General features: G+C 73.5%; 25 protein-coding genes. 12 read left to right on the forward strand and 13 right to left on the reverse strand.

Annotated elements, in window-relative coordinates; translation table 11 throughout:
- The first annotated feature begins 48 nt into the window (after positions 1 to 48).
- The 5 genes from AQJ11_RS49055 (at position 49) to AQJ11_RS02585 (ending at position 3606) form a co-directional block, all read left to right on the forward strand.
- Positions 49 to 225: a hypothetical protein gene (locus AQJ11_RS49055; protein ID WP_159061621.1), complete on the forward strand. Its 177-nt coding sequence runs from the start codon at positions 49 to 51 to the stop codon at positions 223 to 225.
- A 9-nt stretch (positions 226 to 234) separates the two neighbouring features.
- Positions 235 to 549, forward strand: a complete 315-nt coding sequence (locus tag AQJ11_RS02570; protein ID WP_059261656.1) for a WD40 repeat domain-containing protein — start codon at positions 235 to 237, stop codon at positions 547 to 549.
- A gap of 84 nt (positions 550 to 633) precedes the next feature.
- Positions 634 to 1881 (forward strand): ABC transporter substrate-binding protein, encoded by a 1248-nt coding sequence (locus AQJ11_RS02575; RefSeq protein ID WP_175252143.1) that lies wholly within the window; start codon positions 634 to 636, stop codon positions 1879 to 1881.
- Complete coding sequence (locus tag AQJ11_RS02580; RefSeq protein WP_059261657.1) at positions 1878 to 2780, forward strand: carbohydrate ABC transporter permease; 903 nt, start codon at positions 1878 to 1880, stop codon at positions 2778 to 2780. Before AQJ11_RS02575 ends, AQJ11_RS02580 begins: the two co-directional genes overlap by 4 nt.
- The gene (locus tag AQJ11_RS02585) at positions 2773 to 3606 is read left to right on the forward strand and encodes a carbohydrate ABC transporter permease (RefSeq protein WP_014672567.1); all 834 of its coding nucleotides are present in this window, start codon (positions 2773 to 2775) and stop codon (positions 3604 to 3606) included. The genes AQJ11_RS02580 and AQJ11_RS02585 overlap by 8 nt, the downstream gene beginning before the upstream one ends.
- 13 nt (positions 3607 to 3619) lie before the next feature.
- Here AQJ11_RS02585 and AQJ11_RS02590 read toward each other — a convergent pair whose 3' ends face one another.
- Positions 3620 to 4387 (reverse strand): SDR family NAD(P)-dependent oxidoreductase, encoded by a 768-nt coding sequence (locus AQJ11_RS02590; protein ID WP_014672566.1) that lies wholly within the window; start codon positions 4385 to 4387, stop codon positions 3620 to 3622.
- 90 nt (positions 4388 to 4477) lie between these two features.
- Complete coding sequence (locus tag AQJ11_RS02595) at positions 4478 to 5065, reverse strand: TetR/AcrR family transcriptional regulator (RefSeq protein WP_059261658.1); 588 nt, start codon at positions 5063 to 5065, stop codon at positions 4478 to 4480.
- 100 nt (positions 5066 to 5165) lie between these two features.
- Here AQJ11_RS02595 and AQJ11_RS02600 point away from each other — a divergent pair, with 100 nt between their 5' ends.
- A complete protein-coding gene (locus tag AQJ11_RS02600) occupies positions 5166 to 6149 on the forward strand; it encodes an NADPH:quinone reductase (protein WP_058080446.1) in 984 nt (327 codons plus the stop codon).
- Positions 6150 to 6195: 46 nt separating this feature from the next.
- On the opposite strand, the gene nirD is transcribed toward AQJ11_RS02600, so the two are convergent.
- From nirD to AQJ11_RS02620, 4 genes are all read right to left on the reverse strand, one after another.
- On the reverse strand, positions 6196 to 6546 hold the full coding sequence (nirD, locus tag AQJ11_RS02605) for a nitrite reductase small subunit NirD (protein ID WP_058080445.1): 351 nt from the start codon (positions 6544 to 6546) through the stop codon (positions 6196 to 6198).
- Positions 6543 to 9152 carry a nitrite reductase large subunit NirB gene (gene nirB, locus AQJ11_RS02610; RefSeq protein ID WP_059261659.1) on the reverse strand — a complete coding sequence of 870 codons (2610 nt, stop codon included), beginning with the start codon at positions 9150 to 9152 and terminating at the stop codon, positions 6543 to 6545. Before nirB ends, nirD begins: the two co-directional genes overlap by 4 nt.
- A complete protein-coding gene (locus tag AQJ11_RS02615) occupies positions 9153 to 10367 on the reverse strand; it encodes an NAD(P)/FAD-dependent oxidoreductase (RefSeq protein ID WP_041665154.1) in 1215 nt (404 codons plus the stop codon).
- Between the two features lie 156 nt (positions 10368 to 10523).
- Complete coding sequence (locus AQJ11_RS02620) at positions 10524 to 11411, reverse strand: NAD(P)-dependent oxidoreductase (RefSeq protein WP_059261660.1); 888 nt, start codon at positions 11409 to 11411, stop codon at positions 10524 to 10526.
- A 98-nt stretch (positions 11412 to 11509) separates the two neighbouring features.
- Here AQJ11_RS02620 and AQJ11_RS02625 point away from each other — a divergent pair, with 98 nt between their 5' ends.
- Complete coding sequence (locus tag AQJ11_RS02625) at positions 11510 to 11857, forward strand: winged helix-turn-helix transcriptional regulator (protein WP_014672559.1); 348 nt, start codon at positions 11510 to 11512, stop codon at positions 11855 to 11857.
- Between the two features lie 20 nt (positions 11858 to 11877).
- On the opposite strand, the gene AQJ11_RS02630 is transcribed toward AQJ11_RS02625, so the two are convergent.
- The 3 genes from AQJ11_RS02630 to AQJ11_RS02640 form a co-directional block, all read right to left on the reverse strand.
- Positions 11878 to 12543 carry a class F sortase gene (locus tag AQJ11_RS02630; protein ID WP_059261661.1) on the reverse strand — a complete coding sequence of 222 codons (666 nt, stop codon included), beginning with the start codon at positions 12541 to 12543 and terminating at the stop codon, positions 11878 to 11880.
- Positions 12544 to 12665: 122 nt separating this feature from the next.
- Positions 12666 to 13175 carry a hypothetical protein gene (locus AQJ11_RS02635; RefSeq protein ID WP_014672557.1) on the reverse strand — a complete coding sequence of 170 codons (510 nt, stop codon included), beginning with the start codon at positions 13173 to 13175 and terminating at the stop codon, positions 12666 to 12668.
- Positions 13176 to 13463: 288 nt separating this feature from the next.
- Positions 13464 to 15113, reverse strand: coding sequence for a M4 family metallopeptidase (locus tag AQJ11_RS02640; RefSeq protein ID WP_059261662.1), 1650 nt, complete (start codon positions 15111 to 15113; stop codon positions 13464 to 13466).
- A gap of 150 nt (positions 15114 to 15263) precedes the next feature.
- Between AQJ11_RS02640 and AQJ11_RS02645 the strand changes: the two genes are divergently transcribed.
- The gene (locus AQJ11_RS02645) at positions 15264 to 15692 is read left to right on the forward strand and encodes a gamma-glutamylcyclotransferase family protein (RefSeq protein ID WP_014672555.1); all 429 of its coding nucleotides are present in this window, start codon (positions 15264 to 15266) and stop codon (positions 15690 to 15692) included.
- A 1-nt stretch (position 15693) separates the two neighbouring features.
- Here AQJ11_RS02645 and AQJ11_RS02650 read toward each other — a convergent pair whose 3' ends face one another.
- From AQJ11_RS02650 to AQJ11_RS02660, 3 genes are all read right to left on the reverse strand, one after another.
- On the reverse strand, positions 15694 to 16551 hold the full coding sequence (locus AQJ11_RS02650) for an arylamine N-acetyltransferase family protein (RefSeq protein ID WP_014672554.1): 858 nt from the start codon (positions 16549 to 16551) through the stop codon (positions 15694 to 15696).
- A gap of 53 nt (positions 16552 to 16604) precedes the next feature.
- Entirely contained in the window at positions 16605 to 18893 is a 2289-nt protein-coding gene (locus tag AQJ11_RS02655) for a molybdopterin oxidoreductase family protein (RefSeq protein ID WP_059261663.1), read from the reverse strand.
- A gap of 253 nt (positions 18894 to 19146) precedes the next feature.
- Complete coding sequence (locus tag AQJ11_RS02660; protein ID WP_107120769.1) at positions 19147 to 19830, reverse strand: SanA/YdcF family protein; 684 nt, start codon at positions 19828 to 19830, stop codon at positions 19147 to 19149.
- A gap of 154 nt (positions 19831 to 19984) precedes the next feature.
- Between AQJ11_RS02660 and AQJ11_RS02665 the strand changes: the two genes are divergently transcribed.
- The 4 genes from AQJ11_RS02665 to dnaG all read left to right on the forward strand — a co-directional run bounded on the left by AQJ11_RS02665 (position 19985) and on the right by dnaG (position 25436).
- On the forward strand, positions 19985 to 20770 hold the full coding sequence (locus tag AQJ11_RS02665) for a sirohydrochlorin chelatase (protein ID WP_059261665.1): 786 nt from the start codon (positions 19985 to 19987) through the stop codon (positions 20768 to 20770).
- Between the two features lie 69 nt (positions 20771 to 20839).
- Entirely contained in the window at positions 20840 to 22114 is a 1275-nt protein-coding gene (locus AQJ11_RS02670; RefSeq protein WP_014672550.1) for a deoxyguanosinetriphosphate triphosphohydrolase, read from the forward strand.
- 104 nt (positions 22115 to 22218) lie between these two features.
- The gene (locus AQJ11_RS02675) at positions 22219 to 23484 is read left to right on the forward strand and encodes an NAD(P)/FAD-dependent oxidoreductase (RefSeq protein ID WP_014672549.1); all 1266 of its coding nucleotides are present in this window, start codon (positions 22219 to 22221) and stop codon (positions 23482 to 23484) included.
- A 47-nt stretch (positions 23485 to 23531) separates the two neighbouring features.
- On the forward strand, positions 23532 to 25436 hold the full coding sequence (dnaG, locus tag AQJ11_RS02680) for a DNA primase (protein ID WP_059261666.1): 1905 nt from the start codon (positions 23532 to 23534) through the stop codon (positions 25434 to 25436).
- Positions 25437 to 25442: 6 nt separating this feature from the next.
- Here dnaG and AQJ11_RS02685 read toward each other — a convergent pair whose 3' ends face one another.
- A complete protein-coding gene (locus tag AQJ11_RS02685; RefSeq protein ID WP_014672547.1) occupies positions 25443 to 25787 on the reverse strand; it encodes a hypothetical protein in 345 nt (114 codons plus the stop codon).
- Positions 25788 to 25815: the final 28 nt, after the last annotated feature.

The following is a 25815-nucleotide window of genomic DNA, read 5'->3' on the forward strand; positions in this document are numbered from 1 at the left end:
GGCGGCCCCGGCGCACGAAAGAGGAGGGGCGGCACCCCAGTGCGGGGGGTGTCGCCCCTCTGTGCGGTGGTGTGCGGCCGGACTGCCCCCACTTTCTGGAACCTCCACATCGGCGACCGGTCCCAGCGGATCGCCACGGAAAGTCACGGTGCGGTGCTGTCCCGCTTCGCCTTCACCTCCGACGGCAGCCTGATGGCCGCCGTGGGCCACAGCCCGGACATCTAGATCTGGGACGTGGACCAGGCCGAGAGGATCGCCGTCCTGCGCACGGGCCACCCTCTCCTGGGCGAGGACGAGGACGCGCTGGAGGCGATGGCGTTCAGCGCGGACGACTCTCTCCTCGCCGTCGGGGGCCGCGACCGGACCGTGCGCCTGTGGGACATGCGTCTGCGTGAGGAGATCGCCCTGCTCGAAGGCTGCGAAGACGACGTGTCGAAGATCAGCTTCAGCCCGGACGGACGTCTCCTGGTGGCGTCCGACGAAAGCGGGACCGCCCGGCTGTGGGACCTCGCGGACCTGCCGGCGTCCGGGCCCGGCCGGCATCGGTGACACACGGCCGCAACTCGTCTTTCGTAATCGGCGGGCATGGTTGATCGTTGGGCCGTGCATCGGCGACGGACGTCAGGGGGCGCGATGACGATCAGGCGTAGGGATCTGCTGACCGCAGGGGTGGCTGCCGGGGTGCTCACGGCCTGTGGGTCCAACACCGGCCGGGGCGGCGGCGGTTCGGGTCCGGAGCTGGCGCAGTGGTACCACCAGTACGGTGAGCCCGGCACCGAGCGGGCCGTGCGGCGGTACGCCGCCGGCTTCAAGAAGGCGCGCGTCTCGGTGCAGTGGCGGCCGGGGAACTACGACCAGCAGACCGCCGCCGCGCTGCTCACCGACTCCGGGCCCGATGTCTTCGAGGTCAACGGGCCCACCCTCGACCAGATCCGGGGCGGGCAGGTGCTCGACCTCACCGAGCTGGTGGCGGAGGTGAAGGACGACTTCAATCCGGCCGTGCTCACGCCGAAGACCCACGACGGCAGGGTGTACGCCATTCCGCAGGTCATCGACATGCAGATGCTCTACTACCGCAAGAGCCTGCTGGAGGACGCCGGTGTCGAGCCGCCCACCACCCTCGACGCCCTGGTGGACGCCGCGCACCGGCTCACCAGCGGCAAGGTGAAGGGGCTCTTCCTCGGGAACGACGGGGGAGCGGGCGTGCTCGGGGGCACCCCCCTCTACGCGGCCGGATTCCGGTTCGTCGGCGACGACGGCAAGGTCGGCTTCGACGATCCCGCCGCCGCCCGCACCCTCGGCAAGCTGCACCGGCTGTACGCCGACAAGTCCCTCCTCCTGGGCGCGCCCAGCGACTGGTCGGACCCGTCCGCCTTCGTACAGGGGCTGACCGCGATGCAGTGGACCGGGCTGTGGGCGCTGCCGCGGGTCCGCGAGGAACTCGGTGACGATTTCGGGGTGCTGCCCTTCCCGCGGGACGGGAGCCAGGGGCGGCCTTCCGTGCCCGTCGGGGCGTACGGCGCCGCCGTCAGCGCCCGCAGCCGGCACAAGGAGCTGGCCGAACAGTACGTGAAGTGGCTCTGGGTCGAACGCACCGACTACCAGGAGGACTTCGCGCTCTCCTACGGGTTCCACATCCCCGCCCGGATCTCCCTCGCCGAGAAGGCCACCGCGCTCAGGGACGGTCCCGCCGCCGACGCCGTCCGCTTCACCACCGACCACGGCTACGCCCAGCCGCTGCTGTGGACCCCGGCGAGCCAGACCGCCTACCAGGACGCGCTCAGCCGGATCATCAAGGACGGGGCCGGTCCGGAGCGGGAACTGCGGGCCGTCGTACGGAAGGTGTCGGCCGAACTCGACCGTGTGAAGAAGACGTCGTGAGGCGGCGCGGGGCGCTGTGGTTCTGGGTGTTCGTGGGGCCGTTCGCGCTCGGGCTCGCGCTGTTCACGTACGTCCCGCTGCTGTGGAGCGTGACGCTGAGCTTCTTCGACGCGCACAACACGGTCACGCCCACGCGCTTCGTGGGGCTGGACAACTACACGGCCATGCTGCGGGACCGGGCGTTCGTGGACAGCCTGAAGACGTTCCTCGTCTTCACGGCCTTCATCGTGCCCGTCACCTACGTCTTCTCCCTCTCCCTCGCCCTGATGGTCAACCGCCTCAGGACCGCCCGGGCCTTCTTCCGGTCCGTGTTCTTCCTGCCGGCCGCGTGCAGTTATGTCGTGGCCGCGCTCATCTGGAAAATGTCGCTCTTCAGCGGGGTCCGGTTCGGGCTGGCCAACAGCGTGCTGGGGTGGTTCGGCGGCGACCCCGTCGCCTGGCTTTCCACCACCGATCCGCCCTGGTACTGGCTGGTCATCGTCACTGTACGGCTGTGGCTCCAGGCCGGGTTCTACATGATCCTGTTCCTCGCCGGGCTCCAGCGGATCGACCCGGCGCTGTACGAGGCGGCGGCCGTGGACGGGGCCCGGCCCGGCTGGACGGTGCTGCGGCACATCACGCTGCCCCAGCTGAGGGCCACCTCGGTCGCGGTGGTGCTGCTGCTCGTCATCAACGCCTTCCAGGCCTTCGACGAGTTCTACAACCTGCTGTCCGACGCCCGGGGCTATCCGCCCTACGCCCGGCCGCCGCTGGTCTACCTCTATTACACCGCGCTCGGGCAGGGGCAGAACCTCGGGCTCGGCAGCGCGGGCGCGGTGATCCTCGCGCTGGTCATCGCCGTCGTCACGCTGGGACAGGCGCGCTGGCTGCGGCTGGGGAGGACGGACGCCGATGGATGACGCCCTGGTGCGGGCCGGGCGGGCGCTGCGGCTGGTGCTGCTGATCGCGCTCGCCCTGCTCTTCCTGATCCCCTTCTACCTGCTCGTGCGCAACGGGCTGGCCGGCGAGGAGGACATCACCTCCCCCGAGTGGACCTTCTTCCCCCGCCAGGTGCGCTGGGGGAACGTCGGCGAGCTGTTCGCCGACCCGTCCGTGCCCTTCGCCCGGTCCCTGCTCAACTCCGCGCTGATCGCGGTCGCCACCACCCTCGGCACCCTGCTCCTCGCCTCCCTCGCCGGCTACGGCCTCGCCCGCATCCCCTACCGCCACGCGAACAAGGTCTTCTACGCCGTCCTGGGCACCCTGCTGGTCCCGGCGGCCGTCACCTTCGTGCCCAGCTTCGTGCTGGTGTCGTCCCTCGGCTGGATCTCCACCCTGCGCGGGCTGATCGTCCCGACGCTGTTCCCGGCCTTCGCCTGCTTCGTCTTCCGGCAGTACTTCCTCGGTTTCCCCCGTGAGCTGGAGGACGCGGCGCAGGTGGACGGGCTCGGGTACTGGCGGACGTACTGGCTCGTCGTCGTACCCAACGCCCGTCCGGTGTTCGCGGCCGTCGGGACCATCGTGTTCCTCGGCGCGTGGAACTCCTTCCTGTGGCCGCTGGTGATCGGGCAGGACCAGAGCGCCTGGACGGTGCAGGTGGCCCTGTCCTCGTTCACCACCGCCCAGGTCGTGCGGCTGCACGAGCTGTTCGTCGCGGCGGCCGTGTCGATCCTGCCGCTGCTCCTGGTGTTCCTGTGCTTCCAGCGCTGGATCGTGGCCGGGGTGGAGCGCTCCGGGATCGACTGACGGCAGCCAGGGCTCAGGCCGTGGCGCCGCCGTCGACCACCAGGTCGGTGCCGACCACCGAGGCCGCGTCGTCCGAGGCCAGGTACAGCACGGCGGCGGCCACCTCGGCGACGGTGGAGACCCGGCCGAGCGGCACCTCGGTGCGCATGCGCGCCTCCCGGCCGGCCTCGGTCTCCCCGTCCCGGAACGACATGTCCGTGGCGGTGGGGCCGGGGCTGACGGCGTTGATGCGCACGCCGTCGGCGATGTGGTCCAGGGCGGCGGCGCGGGTGAGGACGGAGACGGCCGCCTTGCTGACGGCGTAGCCGGCGGTGCCGGGCAGCCGGCTGTGCACGCCGATCCGGGAGGCGATGTTCACGATGGCACCGCCGCTCGGCTGGGTGCGCATCCGCGCGATCTCGGCCTGGAGGGCGAGGAGGACACCGGTGACGTTGATGTCGAGCATCCGGCGCCACTCCTCCTCGGGCAGGTCGCCCACGGACCGCCCCCGGCCCTGGAGCACCCCGGCGTTGTTCACGGCCACGTCCAGCGAGCCGAACCGGTCCACGGCGGCGTCCACCAGGGCCCGCAGGTCGTCGGCGCGGGAGACGTCGGCGGTGACGGCGAGCCCCTTGCCGCCCTCGGCCTCGATCAGCGCCAGGGTCTCGTCCAGCGGGTCCCGGCGCCGGCCGGCGACGACGACCCGGGCGCCCTCCCGGGCCAGGGCGAGGGCCACCCCGCGGCCGATGCCGGAGCCGGCGCCGGTGACGAGGGCGGTCCGGCCGGTGAAGCGGTGCGTCATGGTGAGGTTCCCTTTTCTTGACCGATTGGTTCAGTATGGAGGGCGAGAAAAACGCGCCTCCCCACGGAAGCGCGTTCTGCGTCGTCCTGTTCAGGCGTCCAGCAGGGCCAGGGCCTGCTCCGCCGCGTCCCGGACCCTGGCCGGGTCCGCCGAGGCCTTGCCGACCACCCGCAGGCCCTGGAGCAGGACCAGCAGCATGCGCGCGAGGGCCAGCGGGTCGCGGTCCGCGGCCAGTTCGCCCTGCGCCCGGGCGCGCACGAGGGCGGAGTGCAGCAGGGTCTCGACGGTGTCCCAGCTGCGCTCCACCCGGCGGGCGGCCTCGCGGTCGTGCGGGGCCAGTTCGACCGCCGTGTTGGTGACCAGGCAGCCCTGCTCCCGGGTCGCCTCGGCGGTGGCCTCGGCGGCGAACCGCCGGACCAGCCCGCGCACGGCCGGCAGCACCGGGCCGGGCCGGGACAGCTCGCGCGTCAGCACCGGGTCCTGCGTCCGCCCGTACCGGTCCAGGGCCCGCAGGTACAGCTCGTGCTTGCTGCCGAAGGTGGCGTACAGGCTGGCCCTGCCGATGCCCAGGTGCCCGACCAGGTCGGCCATCGACGTCGCCTCGTAGCCGCGCCGCCAGAACAGCTCCAGGGCCGACTGGAGCGCTGCGTCGGGGTCGAATTCCTTGGTCCTGGCCATGCGGGCAGCGTAGGTTCATCTGAACCGTTCGGTCAAGAATCGGCGTCGGTCACCGGACGCCCCGCGCGCGGTCCGGCCCCCGGTGGCAGCATGGAAGGCCATGCGTGCCGCGTACATCCAGGAACTGGGTCCCCCGGACGTCATCCGGTACGGCGAGCTGCCCGCGCCCCGCCCCGGTCCGACCGACGTCCTGGTGGACGTGCTCGCCACCGCCGTGGACCCGGTAGACGCCTACGTCCGGTCGGGGGTCTTCCGCACGGCCGTGGACTTCCCGTTCGTCATCGGCCGTGACCTGGTGGGGACGGTCGCGCGGGCGGGACCCGGCGTGACCGGCTTCCGGGCCGGGGACCGCGTGTGGTGCGACAGCCTCGGGCACGAGGGGCGGCAGGGCGCGGCGGCCGAGCAGGCGGTGGTGGCGGCCGACCGGCTCTACCCCTTGCCCGACGGCGTCGACCCGGACCTCGCCGTGGCCGCGCTCCACCCGGCCGCCACCGCGTACCTCGCCCTGTTCGTCCACGGCCGGCTCCGCCTCGGCGAGACCGTGCTGGTCGCGGGCGCCGCGGGCAACGTCGGCAGCGCCCTGGTGGCGTTCGCCGCGCGGGCCGGGGCCCGGGTCCTCGCCACGGCCGCCGCTCGGGACGCCGGGTACTGCGCCGAGTCGGGCGCGGCCGAGGTGTTCGACTACCGCGACCCGGAGCTGACCGGGAGGATCCGCCGGGCGGCGCCGGCCGGTGTCGACGTGTATCTGGACACGGCGGGCGTGAACGACCTGGAGACCTCGGTCGCCCTGCTCGCCCGCCGGGGCCGGGTGGTGCTGTTCGCCGGTGCCGGGACCCGGCCCGTGCTGCCCGCCGGACCGCTGTACATGAACGGCGGCTCCGTCGTGGGCTTCGTCATCTCGCACGCGACGACCGTCGAACTCGCCGCCGCCGCGACCGCCGTCAACGACCTGCTGGCGCAGGGCCTGCTGCGCCCCCGGAGCGTGGAGGTGCTCCCGCTGGGCGCCGCCGCCGAGGCGCACGCGCGGATGGAGAACGGGGAGCTGCGGGGCCGCCGGGTCGTGCTGCGCACGGACCTGAGCTGACCCGGCCCGCGGCCCGGTCCGTGCGCCCCGCCGTCCCCCGCCACCGCTACAGCGCCCGCACCTCGTACGCGGCCACCCGCACCGACGCGTCGTCCAGGCACTCCCCGGTGACCAGGTCGAAGCGCTGCTTCAGCAGCGGGGACGCCACGAACGGGCGGCCCTGGTGGGTGCCGGTCAGGCCGCGGGAGAGGACGGCCGCGCCGGTGAAGGGGTCGCGGTTGTCGACGGCGTACAGCCGGTCCGCGCGGTCGCGGAAGAGGGCCACCTGGCGGCCGTCCGGCAGCAGGGCCGCCACTCCGCGGCCCGGGAGCAGCAGGCTCAGGTCGCAGACCGTGAACCAGCCGTCCGCCAGCTGGAGCTGGACCTTCAGGTCGGTCGTCTCAACTGCCAGGGTCATCGCTGGGCGCTTCCTTCCAGGACGTCGTCGGCGGGCCGCAGGCCGATGTTCAGCAGCGGCAGGTCGGGCTTGATCTGGTCGCGCTCGGGGACGAAGGAGACGACCGGGTCCGGGGTGTCCGGGGCGTTCACGAAGGACACGAACCGGGCCAGCTTCTCGGGGTCGTTGACGGTCTCCGCCCACTCGTCGCGGTAGTGCGCCACGTGCGCCCGCATCAGCTTCTCCAGCTCGTCGCAGATGCCGAGCGAGTCGTGCACCACCACGTCCCGTACGTGCTCCAGGCCCCCCGGGATGCGCTCCAGCCAGGTGCTGGTGCGCTCCAGACGGTCGGCCGTACGGATGTAGAACATGAGGAACCGGTCGATCAGCCGGACCAGTTCGGCGTCGGACAGGTCCTGGGCCAGCAGGTCGGCGTGGCGCGGGGTGGCGCCGCCGTTGCCGCCGACGTACAGGTTCCAGCCGTTGGACGTGGCGATCACCCCGAAGTCCTTGGACTGGGCCTCCGCGCACTCGCGGGCGCACCCGGACACCGCCGACTTCAGCTTGTGCGGGGACCTCAGGCCCCGGTAGCGCAGCTCCAGGTCGATCGCCATCCGGACCGAGTCCTGCACGCCGTAGCGGCACCAGGTGGAGCCCACGCAGGACTTCACCGTGCGCAGCGACTTGCCGTAGGCGTGGCCGGACTCGAAGCCGGCGTCCACCAGCCGGGCCCAGATCAGCGGGAGCTGTTCGACGCGGGCGCCGAACATGTCGATCCGCTGACCGCCGGTGATCTTCGTGTAGAGGCCGAAGTCCCGGGCGATCTCGCCGATCACGATCAGCTTCTCGGGCGCGATCTCCCCGCCGGGGATGCGCGGCACCACCGAGTACGAGCCGTTCTTCTGGAGGTTGGCGAGGAAGTGGTCGTTGGTGTCCTGGAGCGCGGCCTGCTCGCCCTCCAGGACGTAGCCGCTCGCGCCGATCACCGGGGCGAGGGAGGCGATGATCGAGCCGACGGCCGGCTTGCACACCTCGCAGCCGTCCCCGCCCCGGGCCCCCTCGCGGCCGTGGCGGTCCAGCAGTTCCCGGTACGACGTGATGCGCAGGGCCAGGACGATCTCGTACAGCTCCTCGCGGGTCTGGGAGAAGCAGCCGCACAGGCCCTTGTCGACCTCGACGCCGGACGCCTCCAGCTCGGCGTCGACCAGCTGGCCCAGCACCTTCACGCAACTGCCGCAGCCGGTACCGGCCCTGGTGCACTTCTTGACCTCGGGCACGGTGGTGCACCGGTGCTCGGTGACCGCCCCGCGGATCGTGCCCTTGCTGACGTTGTGGCAGGAGCAGACGACCGCCTCGTCCGGCAGCGCGGACGGGCCGAGCTGAGCCCCCGAGCCCGCTGCGGCGGGCAGGACGAGCGACTCGGGGGAGACGGGCGGCACCGCGCCGGTGAGCGCGCGCAGGGTGCCGTACGCCTCCGCGTCGCCGACCAGGATGCCGCCGAGCAGCGTGCCGTCCGCGCCGATGACTAGCTTCTTGTACAGGCCCGCGCGGGAGTCGGAGTAGACGACGTCCAGGCAGTTCTCGGTGGTGCCGTGCGCGTCGCCGAAGGAGGCCACGTCCACACCGAGCAGCTTGAGCTTGGTGGACAGGTCGGCGCCGGTGAAGGAGGCCTCGTCGGCCGCGATGGTCGCGGCGGCCGTCTCCGCCTGCTCGTAGCCGGGTGCGACCAGGCCGTAGACCCGGCCGTCGGCGGCCAGCGCGCACTCGCCGATCGCGAACACGTGCGGGTCGCAGACGGTCCGGCACTGCTCGTCCACCGCGATGCCGCCGCGCTCGCCGACGGTGAGACCCGCGTCGCGGGCCAGCTGGTCGCGGGGGCGGACGCCGGCGCTGAACACCACCATGTCGGTGCTGAGTTCGGAGCCGTCGGACAGCTTCATGCCGGTGACGGCACCGGAGTCGTCCGTCACGATCTCCTGGGTGCCCACACCGGTGTGGACGGTCAGGCCCATGTCCCGGATGGTCCGCAGCAGGGCCGCGCCACCGCCGTCGTCCACCTGCACCGGCATCAGGCGCGGCGCGAACTCCACGATGTGCGCGTCGAGTCCGAGCCCCTTGAGCGCGCCGGCGGCCTCCAGGCCGAGCAGACCGCCGCCGACCACGGCACCCGTCGTCGCCCGGGTCCTCGCGTACTCCTCGATCGCCAGCAGGTCCTCGATGGTGCGGTACACGAAGCAGCCCGTGGCGTCCTTGTTCGGCACCGGCGGCACGAACGGGTAGGAGCCGGTGGCCAGGACCAGGACGTCGTAGTCCACGACCAGACCCGAGCGGGCGGTCACGGTGCGCGCCTCGCGGTCGATCGCCTCCGCCGGGTCGCCGAGGCGCAGCTCGATGCCGTGGTCCTCGATGAACCCCATGTCGGTCAGGGAGAGGTCCTCGGGCGTCCTGCCGGAGAAGTACGAGGTGAGCTGGACGCGGTCGTACGCCGGGCGCGGTTCCTCGCACAGCACGACCACGCGGTGCGTGGCGGTCAGGCCGCGCTCGGCGAGCGCTTCGAGGAAGCGCTGGCCGACCATGCCGTGGCCGACGAGCACGATCGTGGGGGTGGCCCCCGGGGTGGCGGTCATTCAGGAGCCTCCATCGTTGGTGAGCAGGTGGAGCAGGGGGCCGTCGTCGGGGAGCGGCTCCGCTGTCTCCCAGGCGCGGGCGAGCGCGCCGACGGTGCCGAGTTCGCCGACGAGGACCCCGCCGACCAGGCGGTCGTCGCGGACGACGACCTTGCGGTAGGTGCCGCGGGTGGCGTCGGCGATCCGCACGACGTCGTCGCCCGGGCGCGGCTCGGTCTCGCCGAACGCGGCGAGGTCGAAGGGGGAGTCGGGGCCGGTGAGGGTCAGCCGGGTGAGCGAGCGGGTGCCGGTGTAGCGGGCACGGGCGTCGCCCGCCAGCAGCCCGGCGAGCGCGTCGGCCTGTTCCAGGGCCGGGGCGGCCAGGCCGTAGACCGTGCCGTCGTGCTGGGCGCAGTCGCCGATGGCGTGGATGCGCGGGTCGGAGGTGCGCAGCTCGTCGTCGACGAGGACGCCCTTGCGGACGGCGAGGCCCGCCTGCTCGGCGAGACCCGTGCGGGGCCGTACCCCGCAGGCGAGGACCACGAGGTCGGCGTCGAGCGCGTACCCGTCCGCCAGCTCCACCGAGCGGACCGCGCCGGCCACGCAGCGAACGTCCCGCACCCGGCACTCGGTGTGCACCTCGACGCCCAGCTCGGTCAGGTGCCGCAGCACCAGCCGGGAGGCGTCCGGGTCGAGCTGGCGTTCCATGAGCCGCTCGGCCTGCTGCGCGAGCACCACCTGGGCGCCGCGCACGGCGAGCGCGCGGGCCGCGGAGACGCCGAGCAGTCCGCCGCCGATGACGACCGCCCGCACCCCGGGCCGCACGGCCTTGGCGAGGCCCAGGCAGTCGTCCATGGTGCGGAACGCGTGGACGCCCTCGGGGAGCTGGTGACCGGGGGAGAACAGGCCGCGCAGCGGCGGCAGCACCGGGTTGGAGCCGGTGGCCAGCACCAGCGCGTCGTATCCGATCGACGTGCCGTCGGCGCAGGCGAGGGTCCGGGCGGCCCGGTCGATGCCGGTGACCCGGGTGCGCAGCAGGCCGGCGGGCGGCGGGAGGGCGATCACCTCCGGGGCGTACCGGCCGGCCAGGACCTCGGCCAGCAGCACCCGGTTGTACGGCGCGTGCTCCTCCTCGCCGACGAGCAGCGCGGGCGTGCCCAGCTCGCCGAGCCGCCGGGCGAGCCGTACGCCCGCGAGGCCGGCGCCGATCACCACCACACGCGTATTCGAGGTCATGTCCCGAGCGTGCGGCCCCGACGTTACCCGGTGGCATCACGTCTGTTTCCCGGGAGGAACGCTGCCCTCAGCGGGGCGGCCCCCCGGATGTGAGGGCCCGCGGGACCGGGGGAGCGGCACCGTGGGCCCGCGGTCCGGCGGTCGCGGAAGCGGTGGTCAGCGGGTGCGCAGCAGGTCCACCAGGCCGGTGGTGTCCTCGGTGGCGTGGCCCGCTGCCAGGCGCTCGCGCATCAGGTGCAGGAACGGGGTGAGCAGTTCGGCGCTCACGCCCTGTTCCTCGGCCGTGCGCAGCAGCGTCTCACTGCCGGCGACCTGCATCGCCAGGTTGGAGACGACTCCGGTGGTGTAGTCGCCGGACGCCAGCCGTCCGGCCGTCTGCTCCGCCGTCGCGGCCATCGCGTGCAGCCAGGGCACGAGCAGCGCGGCGAAGTCCCGGGGCGCCACGTCCGTCCCGCGCAGCAGCGCGAACGCGTGGCTGATCCCCGCGAACATGCCGTACATCCCGCTCAGCAGCGCCACGTCGTGCAGCGCGGCGAGACCGGAGTCGGCGCCGACGTACTCGGTGCCGGCCGGGACGGCGAGGGCGGCCCGGTGCTCCTCGAACAGCTCCGGGTGGCCGCTGTAGAGCACGAAGGCGCCGGGCGCGCCGATCATCGGCGGTACGGCCATGATCCCGCCGTCCAGGAACCGGGCGCCCCGCTTCTCCGCCCAGGCGGCGCGTCGGCGGGCGTCGGCGGGGGTGCCGGTGGTGAGGTTCACCAGGTCCCGGCCGGCCAGCTCGGCGGAGTCCAGGGCGGCGCCCACCGAGGCGTCGTCCAGCAGACAGGCCACGACGAGCCGGTTCGCGGCCACCGCCTCCGCCGCACTGCCCGCCGCCACCGCGCCCTCGGCGGTCAGCGCGGCCGTCCGCCCGGGCGTGCGGTTCCACACGGTCAGCGGATGCCCGGCGGCGAGCCAGGCCCGCCCGAGCGCGGTGCCCATCGCACCGGTGCCGAGCAGGGTCACAGGGGTGGGGGGCGCGGAGGAAAGGGAGGTGTCGGTCATGGCGACTAGGCTCACCCGGAGGAACCGCCGCGCAGAAGTACGTACTTCCAAGTGGGTGGTTACCGGCGGGAAAGCGTGCGGGTCGAAGGGGGAACAGCATGCCGGTGGGACGGCGGCCGGGGGCGTACGTGTGCGGGACGGACGCGGCGATGGACATCATCGACGGCAAGTGGAAGGTGTCGATCCTGTGGGTGCTGGGCGAGTGCGGCACATGCCGTTTCGGTGAGCTGCGCCGGCAGCTGCCGGGTGTCACGGAGAAGGTGCTCGCCGCGCAGCTGCGCGAGCTGGAGGCCGACGGTGTCGTGCACCGCGAGGAGTACGACGAGGTGCCGCCCCGCGTGGAGTACGCGCTGACCGACAGCGGTGTCCAGCTGAACGAGGCGCTGGAGCCGCTCGGCAGCTGGGGCAGGAGACACGTCCTGGGCGGGGCACCGGCGGCGCACTGAGCCGTCCGGGGCCGAAGCCCTCAGCGGCTGCCCGTCAGATGGGCGAACACCACCACGTTGCCCTGGTAGCCGGTGGTCCTGGAGTAGCCCCCGCCGCAGGTGATGACGCGGAGTTCGGGGCGCGGCGCCGCGCCGTACACCTTGTCGTCGGGGAAGTCGCGGGCCGAGTACACCTCCACCGCGTCCACGGTGAACACGGCCACGGTGCCGTCCCGGCGGTCCACCTCGATGCGGGCGCCCCGCTTGAGCGCGCCGAGGTCGTAGAAGACGGCGGGGCCCTCGGTGTTGTCGACATGGCCGGCGACGATCGCGGTGCCCGTCTCGCCGGGCGTGGTGCCGGCCTCGTACCAGCCGGCCAGGTTCTTCTCCTTGGCGGGCGGCGCGTCCAGGCTGCCGGAGCGGGTGAGGGCCAGGCCCGTGAGGGGCGCGTCCACCCGGATCGCGGGGATGCGGATGCGCAGCGGCGGGGACGGCGCGAGGCCGGGCGCCGCGACCCGCGCACCGCCCGGTTCGGGGCGGCCCTCGGCGGCGGACGGCTGCGGCGGGGCGTGCGGGCCGGTGCCGCCGCCCAGCAGCCACACGCCCGAGCCGAGGGCCACCACGGTGACGGCGGCTATGGCGGTGTCGCCGAGCCGGGCGGCCCTGGCGCTGTGAGCGGTCCTGCGCTTCCCGGCGGCCTTGCGCATGCCAATCCCCTCTCCCGGGGGCGGACCCCCCAAGGCCCCTTCCCCCTCCGGGCCGCGAGGGGCGTCGGACCCGGAGGGGGCGGGGTGTGCGGTACCGGCGGACGGACAGCGGAGGGTGTCCGTCAGATCCCGTCGCCTCTCGCCCGGCGATGCAGGAGCCAGGTACCGCCCGCGGCGGCGACGGCCAGTGCCGCCACGCCCGCCGCGGTCTGTACGGGGTCGGGGCCGAGTCCGCCGCCGACCCCCGTCTTCACGCTTCCCCGCGGCAGCACCTGCTGGTGCACCGCGCTCAACGCCACCACCAGGTCGCCCGCCACCTGCCGGTCGCCCTCGGCGCACCGGGCGACGATCTCGTACGTCCCCGGCTGCGCGCCCGGCGGCACCCGGAACTGTCCGATCGCCTCGCCCTCGTGCGCGGTGGGCGCCAGCATGAACGTTCCGGCACCGAGCGCGCCCGCGTCCCCGGTCGCGGCCCCCGCGTCCCCGCACGCGGCCGTGTTCACCGTGACCTGGCCACCGGGTGCCACCGTCGCCGGGTACAGGTCCAGACGGCCGGTTCCGGCCGCGTGGGCGGGTGCCGCGGCGGTCACGGCGAGCGCGGTACCGGCCAGCAGACGGGCAGTGCGTCGCATGGTGCTCCCCAGGGCTTGTCCGACTCGTCCAGGGGTGCGCCCCTGCCCTACCGAGGTAAGTCGCAGTCGCGGGGATCCGCTTCCCGAGGCGGCGCCGGGAATGCGGTGAACGGGTGGCGCGCAAGGCCCCCCACACGGCCTAGCCGGAGAGTGTTTTGGCAGGTCAGGGCCGTGTGAGGGGCGGGGTGCGAAGAGCACACGATTGGCCCCCACCCGCCGGCCGCACCCCGTCGCCGACGGCCGGGACCGTCGGCGGCGCGGGCGGCGGGCCGGACAGGCGGCGCCGGTTCAGTTGACGTTGACCGCGCTCCAGGCGGCGGCCACCGCGTTGTACTCGGTGCTGCCCGCGCCGTAGAGGTCCTTGGCCGCGTTGAGGGTGGCCGTGCGGGCGCCCGCGTAGTTCGTCGAGGAGGTCATGTAGACCGTCAGCGCCCGGTACCAGATCTTGCCGACCTTGTCCCGGCCGATGCCGGTGACCGTCGAGCCGTTGTACGTCGGCGAGTCGTAGGCGACGCCGTTGACGGTCTTGGCGCCGCTGCCCTCGGCGAGCAGGTAGGCGAAGTGGTTGGCGACGCCCGAGGAGTAGTGGACGTCCAGGTTCCCGACCGACGAACTCCAGTAGTCGGCCGAACTCCCGTCCTTGGACGGCTTGTCCATGAAGCGCAGGGCCGCCTTGCCGAAGCCGGGCTTCACGATCTTCTCGCCGATGAGGTAGTCACCGGTGTCGGAGGAGTTGTTCGCGTACCACTCCACCATCGTGCCGAGGATGTCGGAGGTGGCCTCGTTCAGCCCGCCCGACTCGCCCGAGTAGGTCAGCGCGGCGGTCTTGGACGTCACGCCGTGGGTCATCTCGTGCCCGGCGACGTCGAGGGCGACCAGCGGCCCGAAGGTGGTGCCGTCACCGTCGCCGTACGTCATGCAGAAGCAACTGTCGTCCCAGAAGGCGTTGTTGTAGTTGCTGCCGTAGTGGACGCGGTTGTACGAGCCCTTGCCGTCGCCCGCGATGCCGTTGCGGCCGTGGATGTTCTTGTAGTAGTCCCAGGTCTCGTTGGTGCCGTACTGGGCGTCGACGGCGGCCGAGGCGCGGTCCGCGGTGGTGCCCGAGCCCCAGTGGTTGTCGGCGTCCGTGAACAGGGTCGCGGGGGCCCGGCTGAAGCAGATGCCGAAGATGCACAGGTCGGTCTTGCCCTCGGCGTCACCGGTGTAGGTGTTGCCCCGCGTCGGGTCCTTGAGCTGGTACGACGTCCCCGACTGGGTCGTCTCCAGCGCGACCGTGCCGCTGTAGAGGGCCGCGCCGTCGCCGGTGGCCGTCTCGATGCTGTCCCAGGCGTCGATCTGCGCGCCGGTGCGCGCGTCGGTCAGCACGGTCCGGGCGACGGGGTTGCCGAGCGAGTCCAGGCCGACCGCGTCGGTGCGCCAGGCCAGCTTCGGGCTGCCGTGCAGGGCGTCGACCACCAGCACCGGCTTGGCCTTGGCCTGCTTCAGCGCCGTGCCGCGGTGGGCCGCGCGCAGGGCGCTCACCGCGAGGCCGGCTGCCTTGGGGCCGGAGACCCGCGGGGTGACGGAGGGCACGGAGACCGCCTGCCGGGTGGCCCGGTCGGCGCCGCGGTAGGCGCCGTCGGGGGCGAGGTGGACGACGAAGTCGCCGCCCAGGACCGGGAGCTGACGGTAGGTGCGGTCGTAGCGGACGTGCTGGGTGCCGTCCTTGTCCACGACCACGTCCCGGACGCTGGTGTCCTGCGGAGCGGTGAGGCCCAGGGTCGTCGCGTGGGCCAGGAGGGCCGACGCCGCGTTCTCGATCGCGGTGGCCCGGGTGGGTCTGGCGTCGGCGTGGGCGGCGGGGGAGAGGGTGACGGCCAGCAGGGTCGCGGTGGTCAGGGCGACACCGGCGGTGGCTGTGCGGCGGGTTCCTCGGACGTGCTGCCGTATCCGGCTCATCTGTCTCCTCGGGGAGGCGCCAGGCTGGGAGTGGGGATGGCGCTGACGTGTCACCGAGATTTAAGAGGGCATGACATGTCATGTCCATAGCGCGTTCATGGATCTTCGGGGAGATGTGTGGGGAGCCGGCGAGGGTCCAGAATCGTTTCCGTGATCGCCGAGGACCCCCGCCCCCTGCCCTTCTTCGTCTACGGCACCCTCCGCCCCGGCGAGGCCAACCACGACCTCTTCCTGCGCGGCCGCACCCTCGCCGAGGAACCGGCCCGCCTCACCGGCGCCGTGCTGTACGACGGCCCCGGCTACCCCTACGCCGTGGAGGAGCCCGGCGGCACCGTGCGCGGGGAACTGGTCACCGCCCGGCCCGAGGCGTACGGGGAACTGCTGGCCGCCCTGGACCGGCTGGAGGAGTACGTGCCGGGCGACCCGCGCAACCTCTACGAACGCCTCGCCCGGGACGCCGTACGCACCGCCGGCGGCACCGTCCGGGCCTGGGTCTACCTGGCCGCCCCGCGCGTCGCCGCCCGGCTGCGCGCCACCGGCACCCGCATCGCGGACGGCGACTGGCTCTCCCGCCGCTGAGTCAGGACAGCAGGGTGACCCCCTCGGGCACCTCGATGCCGAACTCCTCCTCCACCACGCGCCGCGCCTGAGCCTCCTCGGTCAGCGTGCGCCCGGTCACCGTGCCGTCGGCGAGCGTCTCGGTGAACCGGGCGCCGTCCAGGGAGAGATGGCGATCGGCGGTGGTGCGCTGGAGGTAGGGACGGCGGGTGAACGGGGACCGGGGGTGGGTGCCGACGAACCAGTTGAACACCTCCAGGTCGGGCGCGGCGAACGGCTCCTGGGTGAACGCGTACTGCCCGGTCCACGCCCCGTCGCCCGGACCGCCCCGAGGGTCGCGGACCTGCAACTCCCACAGCTCCAGCGGCCCGTCGTGCGGCAGCCGCACCAGCCGGTGCCGGCGGCCGGCGCCCTCGAACTCGGTGCCGGTCACCAGCGGCACCGGCAGCAGCAGCGCGCCGGGCGCGCCGAAACCGACGTCCGCCAGGTACGGCAGCGGCTCGCCCGCCACCTCCACCCGGAGCATCGCGTGCGTCCGCGGCCGGCTGTCCGGCGTCCGCGCGCCCACCACGACCCGTGCGGCCAGCTGGGCCACCCGGAAACCGAGCGCCTCCAGCGCCAGCCGGAGCAGGATGTCGTGCTCGTAGCAGTAGCCGCCGCGCCGGCCGTGGATCATCTTGGCCATCAGGTCGGCGGGCGCCAGGGAGGGAGCCGTGCCCCGCACCGGGTCCAGGTTCTCGAAGGGCAGCGACAGCGCGTGCGCCAGGTGCACCCCGCGCAGGGTGGCCAGGTCGGCCCGCCGCTCGCCCTTCCAGCCGATGCGGTCGAGATAGGCGTCCAGGTCGTACTCGCTCTGGTGGGTCAGGTCGGTGTCGGACATACCCCGAACCTATGCGAGCCCCGCCGCCCGTGCCCCGTCCGGCGGACCGGACCTCACCGCTCCGCCGGCCCCAGGACCTCCACCCGCACCGCGCAGGACTTGAACTCCGGCATCCGGGAGGTCGGGTCCAGGGCCGGGTTGGTGAGCGTGTTGGCGCGGCCCTCGCCGGGCCAGTGGAACGGCATGAAGACGGTGTCCGGCCGGATGGCAGCGGTGATCCGCGCGGGCGCGACGGCCCGGCCGCGCCGGGACACCACCGCCACCCGGTCACCGTCGGCCGCCCCCAGCCGGGCCGCGAGCCGCGGGTGCAGCTCCACGAACGGGCCGGGCGCCGCCGCGTTCAGCTCCGCCACGCGCCGGGTCTGCGCCCCCGACTGGTACTGCGACACCACCCGCCCGGTGGTCAGCAGCAGCGGGTACTCGGCGTCCGGTTCCTCGGCCGTGGCCCGGTGCACCACGGGCACGAACCGGGCCCGGCCGTCCGGGGTGGCGAAACGGCCGAGGAAGAGGCGCGGGGTGCCGGGATGCACGGCGGCGGGGCCGGAGCCTGCCACGGGGGTGCCGGGCAGCGGGCGGGCGCCGGCAGGGGTGCCGGCCGCGGTGGTCCCGGCCGCCGCCGTGAGGTGGGCGGGCGGCACGTCGGCGGTGGCGCCGGGATCCGCCGCCGGGCCGTCCGGCAGCGCGTCCGGGACCGTGCCCTCGCCGTCGGCCGCACCGGTACCCCCCGGCCCGCCCGGACCCTCCGGGCACGGCCAGAAGACGCCGTTCTCCTCGGCCAGGCGGCGGTAGGTGATGCCGGAGTAGTCCGCCGGGCCGCCGGCGCTCGCGCGGCGGAGTTCCTCGAAGACCTCCTCCGGGTCGGCCGGGAAGCCCTTCTCCACCCCGAGACGGCCGGCCAGCTCGTGCAGGACGTACAGGTCGCTGCGGACACCGGGCGGCGGAGCGACGGCCCGGCGGCGCAGCAGCACCCGGCCCTCCAGGCTGGTCGTCGTGCCCGTCTCCTCCGCCCACTGGGTCACCGGCAGCACGACGTCCGCCAGCTCCGCCGTCTCCGAGAGGACGACGTCGGCCACTGCGAGGAAGTCCAGCGAGCGCAGGCGCCGCTCGATGTGGGCCGCGCGCGGGGCGGAGACCACCGGGTTGGAGCCCATCAGCAGCAGCGCCCGGACGTCCGTGCCGAGGGCGTCGAGGAGTTCGTACGCGCTGCGCCCGGGGCCCGGCAGGCTGTCCGGGTCCACGCCCCACACCCCGGCCACGTGCCGCCGCGCCGCCGGGTCGTCCAGCTTGCGGTAGCCGGGCAACTGGTCGGCCTTCTGCCCGTGTTCGCGTCCGCCCTGCCCGTTGCCCTGCCCGGTCAGACAGCCGTACCCGGAGAAGGGGCGGCCCGCGCGGCCGGTCGCCAGGCACAGGTTGATCCAGGCGCCCACCGTGTCCGTGCCCTTGGACTGCTGCTCCGGTCCGCGCGCGGTGAGCACCATCGCCGCCGTGGGCTCGCAGAACATCCGCACCGCCTCGCGCAGTTGCGGCACCGGCACCCCGGTGATCCGCTCCACGTACTCCGGCCAGTGCGCCATCGCCGCGGCCCGGGCCTCCTCCCAGCCGGTGGTCCGCTCCCGGATGTACTCCTCGTCCGTGCGTCCCTCGGCCACCACCAGGTGCAGCAGGCCCAGCGCGAGGGCGAGGTCGGTGCCGGGCCGGGGGGCGAGGTGCAGGTCCGCCTGCTCGGCGGTCCGCGTCCGGCGCGGGTCGACGACGATCAGCGTGCCGCCGTTCTCCCGCAGTTCCGTGAAGAACCGCAGCGACGGCGGCATGGTCTCGGCCGGGTTGGACCCGACGAGGATCACACACCCGGTCCTCGGGACGTCCTCCAGCGGGAACGGCAGCCCCCGGTCGAGCCCGAACGCCTTCGTACCGGCCGCCGCCGCCGACGACATGCAGAACCGGCCGTTGTAGTCGATCTGCGAGGTGCCCAGCACCACCCGCGCGAACTTGCCGAGCGCGTACGCCTTCTCGTTGGTCAGCCCGCCCCCGCCGAACACCCCCAGCGCGTCGGCGCCGTACCGCTCCCGCGTCGCCCCGAGCCGCTCGGCGATCCGGTCCAGCGCCTCGGGCCAGCCCGCCTCCACCAGCCGGCCGCCCTCGCGCACCAGCGGCGCGGTCAGCCGCACCGCCGGCGACAGCACCTCGGCCGCCGTACGGCCCTTGCCGCACAGCGCGCCCCGGTTCACCGGGAAGTCCGCGCGCTCGGTGACCTCGACGCCTCCCTGGGGCAGGGGCGTGATGTTCATCCCGCACTGCAAGGCGCAGTACGGGCAGTGGGTGGGCGTCGGGGTGTTCTCCATGCCGCCCAGCGTGCGTCGTACGTGTTACGGCCCCGGGTCACCCCCGGTTACACGCCCGGCACGGCGACCTCCCCGCCGGACCGGCGGCGGCGTGAGGTCCCGGGGGCGCCCCTACTGCCGGCTCAGGGAGCGGGTGACGCCCGCCGCGATCGTGGTGGCCGGCACCCAGCCGGTGCCGATCAGCAGGTACGACAGCCACTGGCACCCGCCGCGCGGCGCGAAGGCGTCCTCCTGGCCGAAGTCGACGATCGGCTCAGTCCCCCGCCCCCGCCAGTGCCCTGGCGATCCCCGGCTCCTTGCGCCCCAGGAACGTCGGATCCGGCTGGAAGACCGCGTCCAGTGCCGCCTTGCCCGCCGCGAACACCTCCCGCGTCCCGCCGTAGTACCAGGTCACATCGTGCTTGTCGGCCACCCCGACCCCGTACGAGTCCACCCCCGCCGCCTCGCACAGGGCCACCGCCCGCCGGATGTGGAAGCCCTGGCTGATCAGCACCGCCCGGTCCACCCCGAAGATCTTCTTCGCCCGGACACAGGAGTCCCAGGTGTCGAACCCGGCGTAGTCGCTGACGATCCGCGCGTCCGGCACCCCGTGCCGGGTGAGGTAGGCGCGCATGGCGTCGGGCTCGTCGTAGTCCTCCCGGCTGTTGTCCCCGGTGACCAGCACCACCTCGATCCGCCCCGCCCGGTACAGCGTGGCCGCCGCGTCCAGCCGGTGCGCGAGGTACGGCGACGGCTCCCCGTGCTTCCACAGCCCCGCCCCGAACACCACCGCGACCTCGGTGCGCGGCACGTCCGCCGTCGTGCGCAGCCGGTCCGCCGTGGACACGTACAGCCAGGCCGACGGCAGCAGCGCCAGCACGCACCCGGCCATCACGGCCTGCACCAGCCGCCGCTGCCCGGTCCGCGTGCGCGGCCATCGCGGTCGACGCATCCTCATACGGCCCCCCTGTGATCGCTCCCGACCGAGGAGGACGCCGCCGGCTCCGTCACGGTTCTCCTCACACCGTGCGTCCGTACGGGGTGAACCCGCGGAAAACACCGGTGACGGCCGTGCAACGGGCACGCAACGTCTCCCGGTCAGGATCGTTTCCATGACGGCGTCCACCCCCCTCCGCACCCGCGGCCGGCTCGGCTCCCCGCTCGGCCGCCGCCCGGCCCCGCCGGCCCTCGTGCTGGTCGCCCACGGCAGCCGGGACCCCCGGGCGCTCACCACCGTACGGGCCCTCATGGACCGGGTCAGCGCGCTGCGCCCCGGCCTCCCCGTCCACCTGGGCCACATCGAGCTGAACGAGCCCCTGCTCCCGGACACCCTCGCCGCCCTCGGCGACACCCCGGCCGTCCTGGTCCCGCTCCTCCTCGGCCGGGGCTACCACGTCAAGCAGGACATCCCCGAGATGGCGGCGGCCTCGCCGGTCCGCGCACACGTGGCCGCCCCGCTCGGCCCCCACCCCCTCCTCGCCGAGGCCCTGCACGCCCGCCTCCTGGAGGCCGGCTGGCCGGCGGCCATGGACGACACCGCCCGCCGGGAGAGCGCGGTCGTCCTCGCCGCGGCCGGTTCCCGCGACCCCGACTCGGCCACGGACACCCGCCGCACGGCCCGCCTCCTCTCCGCCCGCCTGGGCGTCCCGGTGCTCCCCGCCTACGCCTCGGCGGCGACCCCGGCGGTTCCGACGGCGTTGCGCGCACTGGCGGCACGCGGCCGGCACCGGGTGGCGACGGCGTCGTACTTCACGGCCCCGGGCCGCTTCGCGACCCAGTGCGCGCAAGCAGCGCCGTGGATCGCCTCCGCGCCCCTGGGCGCCCACGGGGCGATGGCGCGCCTGGTCCTGCACCGCTACGACCAGAGCCTGACGGAGAGGTCCACGGCGGCTGCCTGAAGGGCCACAACGCACCCGCCCCCGCCGACGGAACCGAACACGGCAGGCGATTGGGCTTACTGTCGACCCATGGAAGGCACCGCACTCTCCACGGCATACGACCCCACGTCAGTCGAGCGCTGGGCCCCCGAACCCGACAAACGCCCCGGCCGCACAGCCTTCCAGCGCGACCGCGCCCGCATCCTCCACTCCGCCGCCCTGCGGCGTCTCGCCGGCAAGACGCAGGTGGTGACCCCGGGCACCAGGAGCCAGGCCTGGGACGCCAGTCCCCGGACACGGCTCACCCACTCCCTCGAATGCGCCCAGGTCGGCCGGGAACTGGGCGCCGCCCTCGGCTGCGACCCCGACCTGGTCGAGGCCGCCTGCCTCGCCCACGACCTCGGTCATCCCCCCTTCGGCCACAACGGCGAGACCGCCCTGAACGAGTTCGCCGACGACTGCGGCGGCTTCGAGGGCAACGCCCAGTCCCTCAGGCTCCTCACCCGCATCGAGCCCAAACGGTTCACCCCGGACGGCTCGGTCGGCCTGAACCTGACCCGCGCCGCCCTGGACGCCGCCACCAAGTACCCGTGGCAGCGCGGCACCCACCCCACCGACCCGGCGTCACGCAAGTTCGGCGTGTACGAGGACGACCGCCCGGTGTTCGACTGGGTCAGACGGCACGCCCCCGGCACCCGCACCTGCTTCGAGGCGCAGGTCATGGACTGGTCGGACGACGTCGCCTACTCGGTGCACGACGTCGAGGACGGCCTGCACGCCGGCCACATCGACCCCGACCGCCTGCACGCCGGGCCGGAACGGCAGGCGGTGTTCGAGGTCGCCGTCGGCCGGTACGTCCCCGTCGACACCGACCCCGCCGAACTCGCCGCCGCCCTGGACCGCCTCCAGGACGAGGAGTGGTGGCCGCACGGCTACGACGGCACGGCGGTCGCCCAGGCCCGCCTGAAGGACGCCACCAGTCAGCTCATCGGCCGGTTCTGCCTGGCCGCCGAGGCCGCCACCCGCGCCGCGTGGGGCACCGGGCCGCTCACCCGCTACGACGCCGAACTCGTCGTCCCCCGGGCGACCCGCATGGAGTGCGCGGTGCTCAAGGCGGTCGCGGACCGGTATGTGATGCAGCGCGCGGAGCAGGAGCGGCTCCGCGCCGACCAGCGGGTCATCGTCGCCGAGCTGGCCGAGGCGCTGACCGCCCGCGCGCCCGAGGGCCTGGATCCCCAGTTCCGGGCGCTGTTCGACGCGGCGGACGACGACAAGGCGCGCAAGCGGGTGATCGTGGACCAGATCGCCTCCCTGACCGACGCCTCGGCGCTCTCACTGCACGCGAGACTTACGGGGCATATGTGAGAGGAACATGACCCTCCGTGGCCTGATCGGGTCACACCCTCTTCCCGCATCACGCCGCGTGCGGGACGCTCGCATGTGGCGGCACCCTTACGAGGAGGCATCAAGTGGTCGACGCGGATCAGACATTCGTCATCGTGGGAGGCGGTCTCGCCGGCGCGAAGGCGGCCGAGACGCTCCGGGCGGAGGGCTTCACCGGCCGCGTGATACTGATCTGCGACGAACGCGACCACCCCTACGAGCGCCCGCCGCTGTCCAAGGGCTATCTGCTCGGCAAGGAGGAGCGGGACAGCGTCTTCGTGCACGAACCCGCCTGGTACGCGCGCAACGACGTCGAGCTGCACCTCGGCCAGACCGTGGACCGGATCGACCGCGCGGCGAAGACGGTCCGCTTCGGCGACGACGGCACGATCGTCCGCTACGACAAGCTGCTGCTGGTCACCGGTGCCGAGCCGCGCCGCCTGGACATCCCCGGCACCGACCTGGCCGGCGTCCACCACCTGCGCCGCCTCGCGCACGCCGAGCGCCTCAAGGGCGTCCTGCAACACCTCGGCCGGGACAACGGGCACCTGGTGATCGCGGGCGCCGGCTGGATCGGCCTGGAGGTCGCGGCGGCGGCCCGGGGCTACGGCGCGGAGGTCACGGTGATCGAACCGGCGCCGACCCCGCTGCACGGGGTGCTCGGCCCCGAGCTGGGCAACGTCTTCGCCGAACTGCACCGGGAGCACGGCGTCCGCTTCCACTTCGGTGTCCGGCTCACCGAGATCGTCGGCCAGGACGGCGTGGTCCTCGCGGCCCGCACGGACGACGGCGAGGAGCACCCGGCGCACGACGTCCTCGCGGCGATCGGCGCGGCACCCCGGGCCGCCCTCGCGGAGGCGGCCGGCCTGGAGATCGCCGACCGGGCGCACGGCGGCGGCATCGTCGTCGACGAACGGCTGCGCACGTCCGACCCCGACATCTACGCGGCCGGCGACGTGGCGTCCTTCCCGCTCGCCCTGTTCGACACCCGGCTGCGCGTCGAGCACTGGGCGAACGCGCTGAACGGCGGCCCGGCGGCGGCGCGCGCGATGCTCGGCGAGGAAGTGGTCTACGACCGTGTGCCGTACTTCTTCACCGACCAGTACGACCTGGGCATGGAGTACAGCGGGTGGGCGCCGCCGGGCTCCTACGACGAGGTGGTGATCCGGGGCGACGCCGGCAAGCGCGAGTTCATCGCCTTCTGGGTGAAGGAGGGACGCGTGCTGGCCGGGATGAACGTGAACGTGTGGGATGTCACAGAGCCGATCCAGAAGCTCATCCGTTCCCGGGCCCAGGTGAACGTCGAGGCGCTCTCCGACCCGCACGTACCCCTCGACAGCCTCGTCCCGTGACCTCCGCGAGCACCGGGACTGTCACCGCGCCCCCGTAGAATTCACGCGTGGCAGGACGGATCAACGACGAGGACGTGAAGGCGGTACGGGACGCGGTCCCGATCGACGCCGTGGTCTCCGAGTACCTCCAGCTGCGCAACGCGGGCGGCGGCAACCTCAAGGGCCTGTGCCCGTTCCACGACGAGAAGTCGCCGTCCTTCCAGGTCAGCCCGAGCAAGGGTCTCTTCCACTGCTTCGGCTGCCAGGAGGGCGGCGACACCATCACCTTCGTGATGAAGGTGGACCACCTCTCCTTCTCGGAGGCGGTGGAGCGCCTCGCCGCGCAGGCCGGCATCACGCTGCGGTACGAGGAGGGCGGGTACAACCCGGCCCACCAGCGCGGTGAGCGCATCCGCCTGGTCGAGGCGCACAAGATCGCCGCCCAGTGGTACGCCGAGCAGCTCGCCACCAGCCCCGAGGCCGAGACCGGCCGGGTGTTCCTCGCCGAGCGCGGCTTCGACCAGGCCGCCGCCGTCCACTTCGGCGTCGGCTACAGCCCCCAGGGCTGGGACCATCTGACCCGCTACCTGCGCGGCAAGGGCTTCACCGACAAGGAACTGATCCTCTCCGGGCTGTCCCAGGAGGGCCGCCGGGGACCCATCGACCGGTTCCGGGGCCGGCTGATGTGGCCGATCCGGGACATCGGCGGCGACGTCGTCGGCTTCGGCGCCCGCAAGCTGTACGAGGCGGACAACGGCCCGAAGTACCTCAACACCCCCGACACGCCGATCTACCGCAAGAGCCAGGTGCTGTACGGCATCGACCTGGCGAAGAAGGAGATCGCGAAGAGCAGCCGCGCGGTGGTGGTCGAGGGCTACACCGACGTCATGGCCTGCCACCTCGCCGGTGTGCCGACGGCCATCGCGACCTGCGGTACGGCCTTCGGCAGCGACCACATCAAGATCCTGCGCCGGCTGCTGATGGACAACGGCTCGGCCCGGGTGATCTTCACCTTCGACGGCGACGCGGCCGGGCAGAAGGCCGCCCTGCGCGCCTTCGAGGACGACCAGAAGTTCGCCGCCGAGACGTACATCGCCATCGCACCGGACGGCATGGACCCGTGCGACCTGCGCCTCGCCAAGGGCGACGAGGCGGTGGCGGACCTCGTCGAACCGCGCACGCCCCTCTTCGAGTTCGCGCTCCGCCAGATCGTGGGCCGCTACGACCTGGACACCCCGGCGGGCCGCGCGGCGGCGCTGGACGAGGCCGCGCCGATCGTCGCCCGGATCAAGAACAGCGGCGCCCAGCACGAGGTCGCCGTCGAGCTGGCCGGCATGCTCGGCATCCTCGACACCCAGTTCGTGGTCCGCCGGGTGGCGCAGCTGGCCCGCTGGGCCCGCGACGGCAAGGGCCCCCAGCAGCAGGACCGGCGCCGCCCGGCCGCCGACCAGTGGGCGCAGGCGCCCCGCCCCGCGAGCTCCGGGCCCGCCCTGACCCTGCGCAACCCGGTCTTCGCCGCCGAACGCGAACTGCTCAAACTCGCCCTCCAGCGCCCCGAACTGGTCTCCCCGGCCTTCGACGCCTACGGCGTGGACGAGTTCACCGCCCCGCCGTACGCCGCCGTGCGCCAGGCCGTCGCGGAGGCGGGCGGCGCCGAGTACGGCGTGTCCGACCCGCAGGAGTACCTGGTCCGCGTCCGTGAGGCGGCGCCCGACGACACCGTGCGCGCGATGGTCACGGAGCTGGCCGTCGAGCCGATCCTGCGCCGCACGGTGGACGAGACGTACGCCGGCACGGTCCTCGTCCAGATCCGCCGCCGCGCCGTGGAACGCCGCATCCGCGACATCCAGTCCCAGATGACCCGCCTGGCCACCGCCGGCGACCCGGCCCGGCTGGCCGCCGTGCAGAACGAGCTGTGGATCCTCCAGCAGTACGACCAGGCACTGCGCGAGCGGGGCGCGGAGGCGCTGTGAGGGGTGCTAGCCCTGTTCGCGGGGCTGCCCGGGCGGGGTGACGCCGAGGTGGTCGGTGATGGCCTGGAGTTGCTCCGTCATCGCCACCTGACCGGAGACCAGGGCGCCGAGCAGCTTGCCGTGCTCATGCAGGGTCTTGGTGTGCGCTTCCAGCACCTTGCCGTGCTCCAGCTGCGTGTCCCGCAGGGCCCGGATCACCTGCATGTCCGCGCGCCGCTGCACCTGGAGAGCCGCGACGTCGCTGTCGGAGCCTACGGCCAGATTGCGGGTCGTGGTGTGCTCCGCCATGACCTCGTCCACCCGCGCCTCCAGCGCTTCCAGACGCCGCCGCAGCTCGTCCATCTCGCTCATGCCTTCCATCTTCCCCCACATCCACGTG

The organism is Streptomyces corchorusii (assembly GCF_001514055.1).
Classification (GTDB): Bacteria; Actinomycetota; Actinomycetes; order Streptomycetales; family Streptomycetaceae; genus Streptomyces; species Streptomyces olivaceoviridis.

Excerpts from the sequence above, each read along its gene's own strand:
- AQJ11_RS02575 (WP_175252143.1), top strand. The coding sequence starts at position 634 with ATGACGATCAGGCGTAGGGATCTGCTGACCGCAGGGGTGGCTGCCGGG.
- AQJ11_RS02585 (WP_014672567.1), top strand. The coding sequence starts at position 2,773 with ATGGATGACGCCCTGGTGCGGGCCGGGCGGGCGCTGCGGCTGGTGCTG.
- AQJ11_RS02590 (WP_014672566.1), bottom strand. The coding sequence starts at position 4,387 with ATGACGCACCGCTTCACCGGCCGGACCGCCCTCGTCACCGGCGCCGGC.
- AQJ11_RS02595 (WP_059261658.1), bottom strand. The coding sequence starts at position 5,065 with ATGGCCAGGACCAAGGAATTCGACCCCGACGCAGCGCTCCAGTCGGCC.
- AQJ11_RS02600 (WP_058080446.1), top strand. The coding sequence starts at position 5,166 with ATGCGTGCCGCGTACATCCAGGAACTGGGTCCCCCGGACGTCATCCGG.
- nirD (WP_058080445.1), bottom strand. The coding sequence starts at position 6,546 with ATGACCCTGGCAGTTGAGACGACCGACCTGAAGGTCCAGCTCCAGCTG.
- nirB (WP_059261659.1), bottom strand. The coding sequence starts at position 9,152 with ATGACCGCCACCCCGGGGGCCACCCCCACGATCGTGCTCGTCGGCCAC.
- AQJ11_RS02615 (WP_041665154.1), bottom strand. The coding sequence starts at position 10,367 with ATGACCTCGAATACGCGTGTGGTGGTGATCGGCGCCGGCCTCGCGGGC.
- AQJ11_RS02620 (WP_059261660.1), bottom strand. The coding sequence starts at position 11,411 with ATGACCGACACCTCCCTTTCCTCCGCGCCCCCCACCCCTGTGACCCTG.
- AQJ11_RS02625 (WP_014672559.1), top strand. The coding sequence starts at position 11,510 with ATGCCGGTGGGACGGCGGCCGGGGGCGTACGTGTGCGGGACGGACGCG.
- AQJ11_RS02630 (WP_059261661.1), bottom strand. The coding sequence starts at position 12,543 with ATGCGCAAGGCCGCCGGGAAGCGCAGGACCGCTCACAGCGCCAGGGCC.
- AQJ11_RS02635 (WP_014672557.1), bottom strand. The coding sequence starts at position 13,175 with ATGCGACGCACTGCCCGTCTGCTGGCCGGTACCGCGCTCGCCGTGACC.
- AQJ11_RS02640 (WP_059261662.1), bottom strand. The coding sequence starts at position 15,113 with ATGAGCCGGATACGGCAGCACGTCCGAGGAACCCGCCGCACAGCCACC.
- AQJ11_RS02650 (WP_014672554.1), bottom strand. The coding sequence starts at position 16,551 with ATGTCCGACACCGACCTGACCCACCAGAGCGAGTACGACCTGGACGCC.
- AQJ11_RS02655 (WP_059261663.1), bottom strand. The coding sequence starts at position 18,893 with ATGGAGAACACCCCGACGCCCACCCACTGCCCGTACTGCGCCTTGCAG.
- AQJ11_RS02660 (WP_107120769.1), bottom strand. The coding sequence starts at position 19,830 with ATGAGGATGCGTCGACCGCGATGGCCGCGCACGCGGACCGGGCAGCGG.
- AQJ11_RS02665 (WP_059261665.1), top strand. The coding sequence starts at position 19,985 with ATGACGGCGTCCACCCCCCTCCGCACCCGCGGCCGGCTCGGCTCCCCG.
- AQJ11_RS02670 (WP_014672550.1), top strand. The coding sequence starts at position 20,840 with ATGGAAGGCACCGCACTCTCCACGGCATACGACCCCACGTCAGTCGAG.
- AQJ11_RS02685 (WP_014672547.1), bottom strand. The coding sequence starts at position 25,787 with ATGAGCGAGATGGACGAGCTGCGGCGGCGTCTGGAAGCGCTGGAGGCG.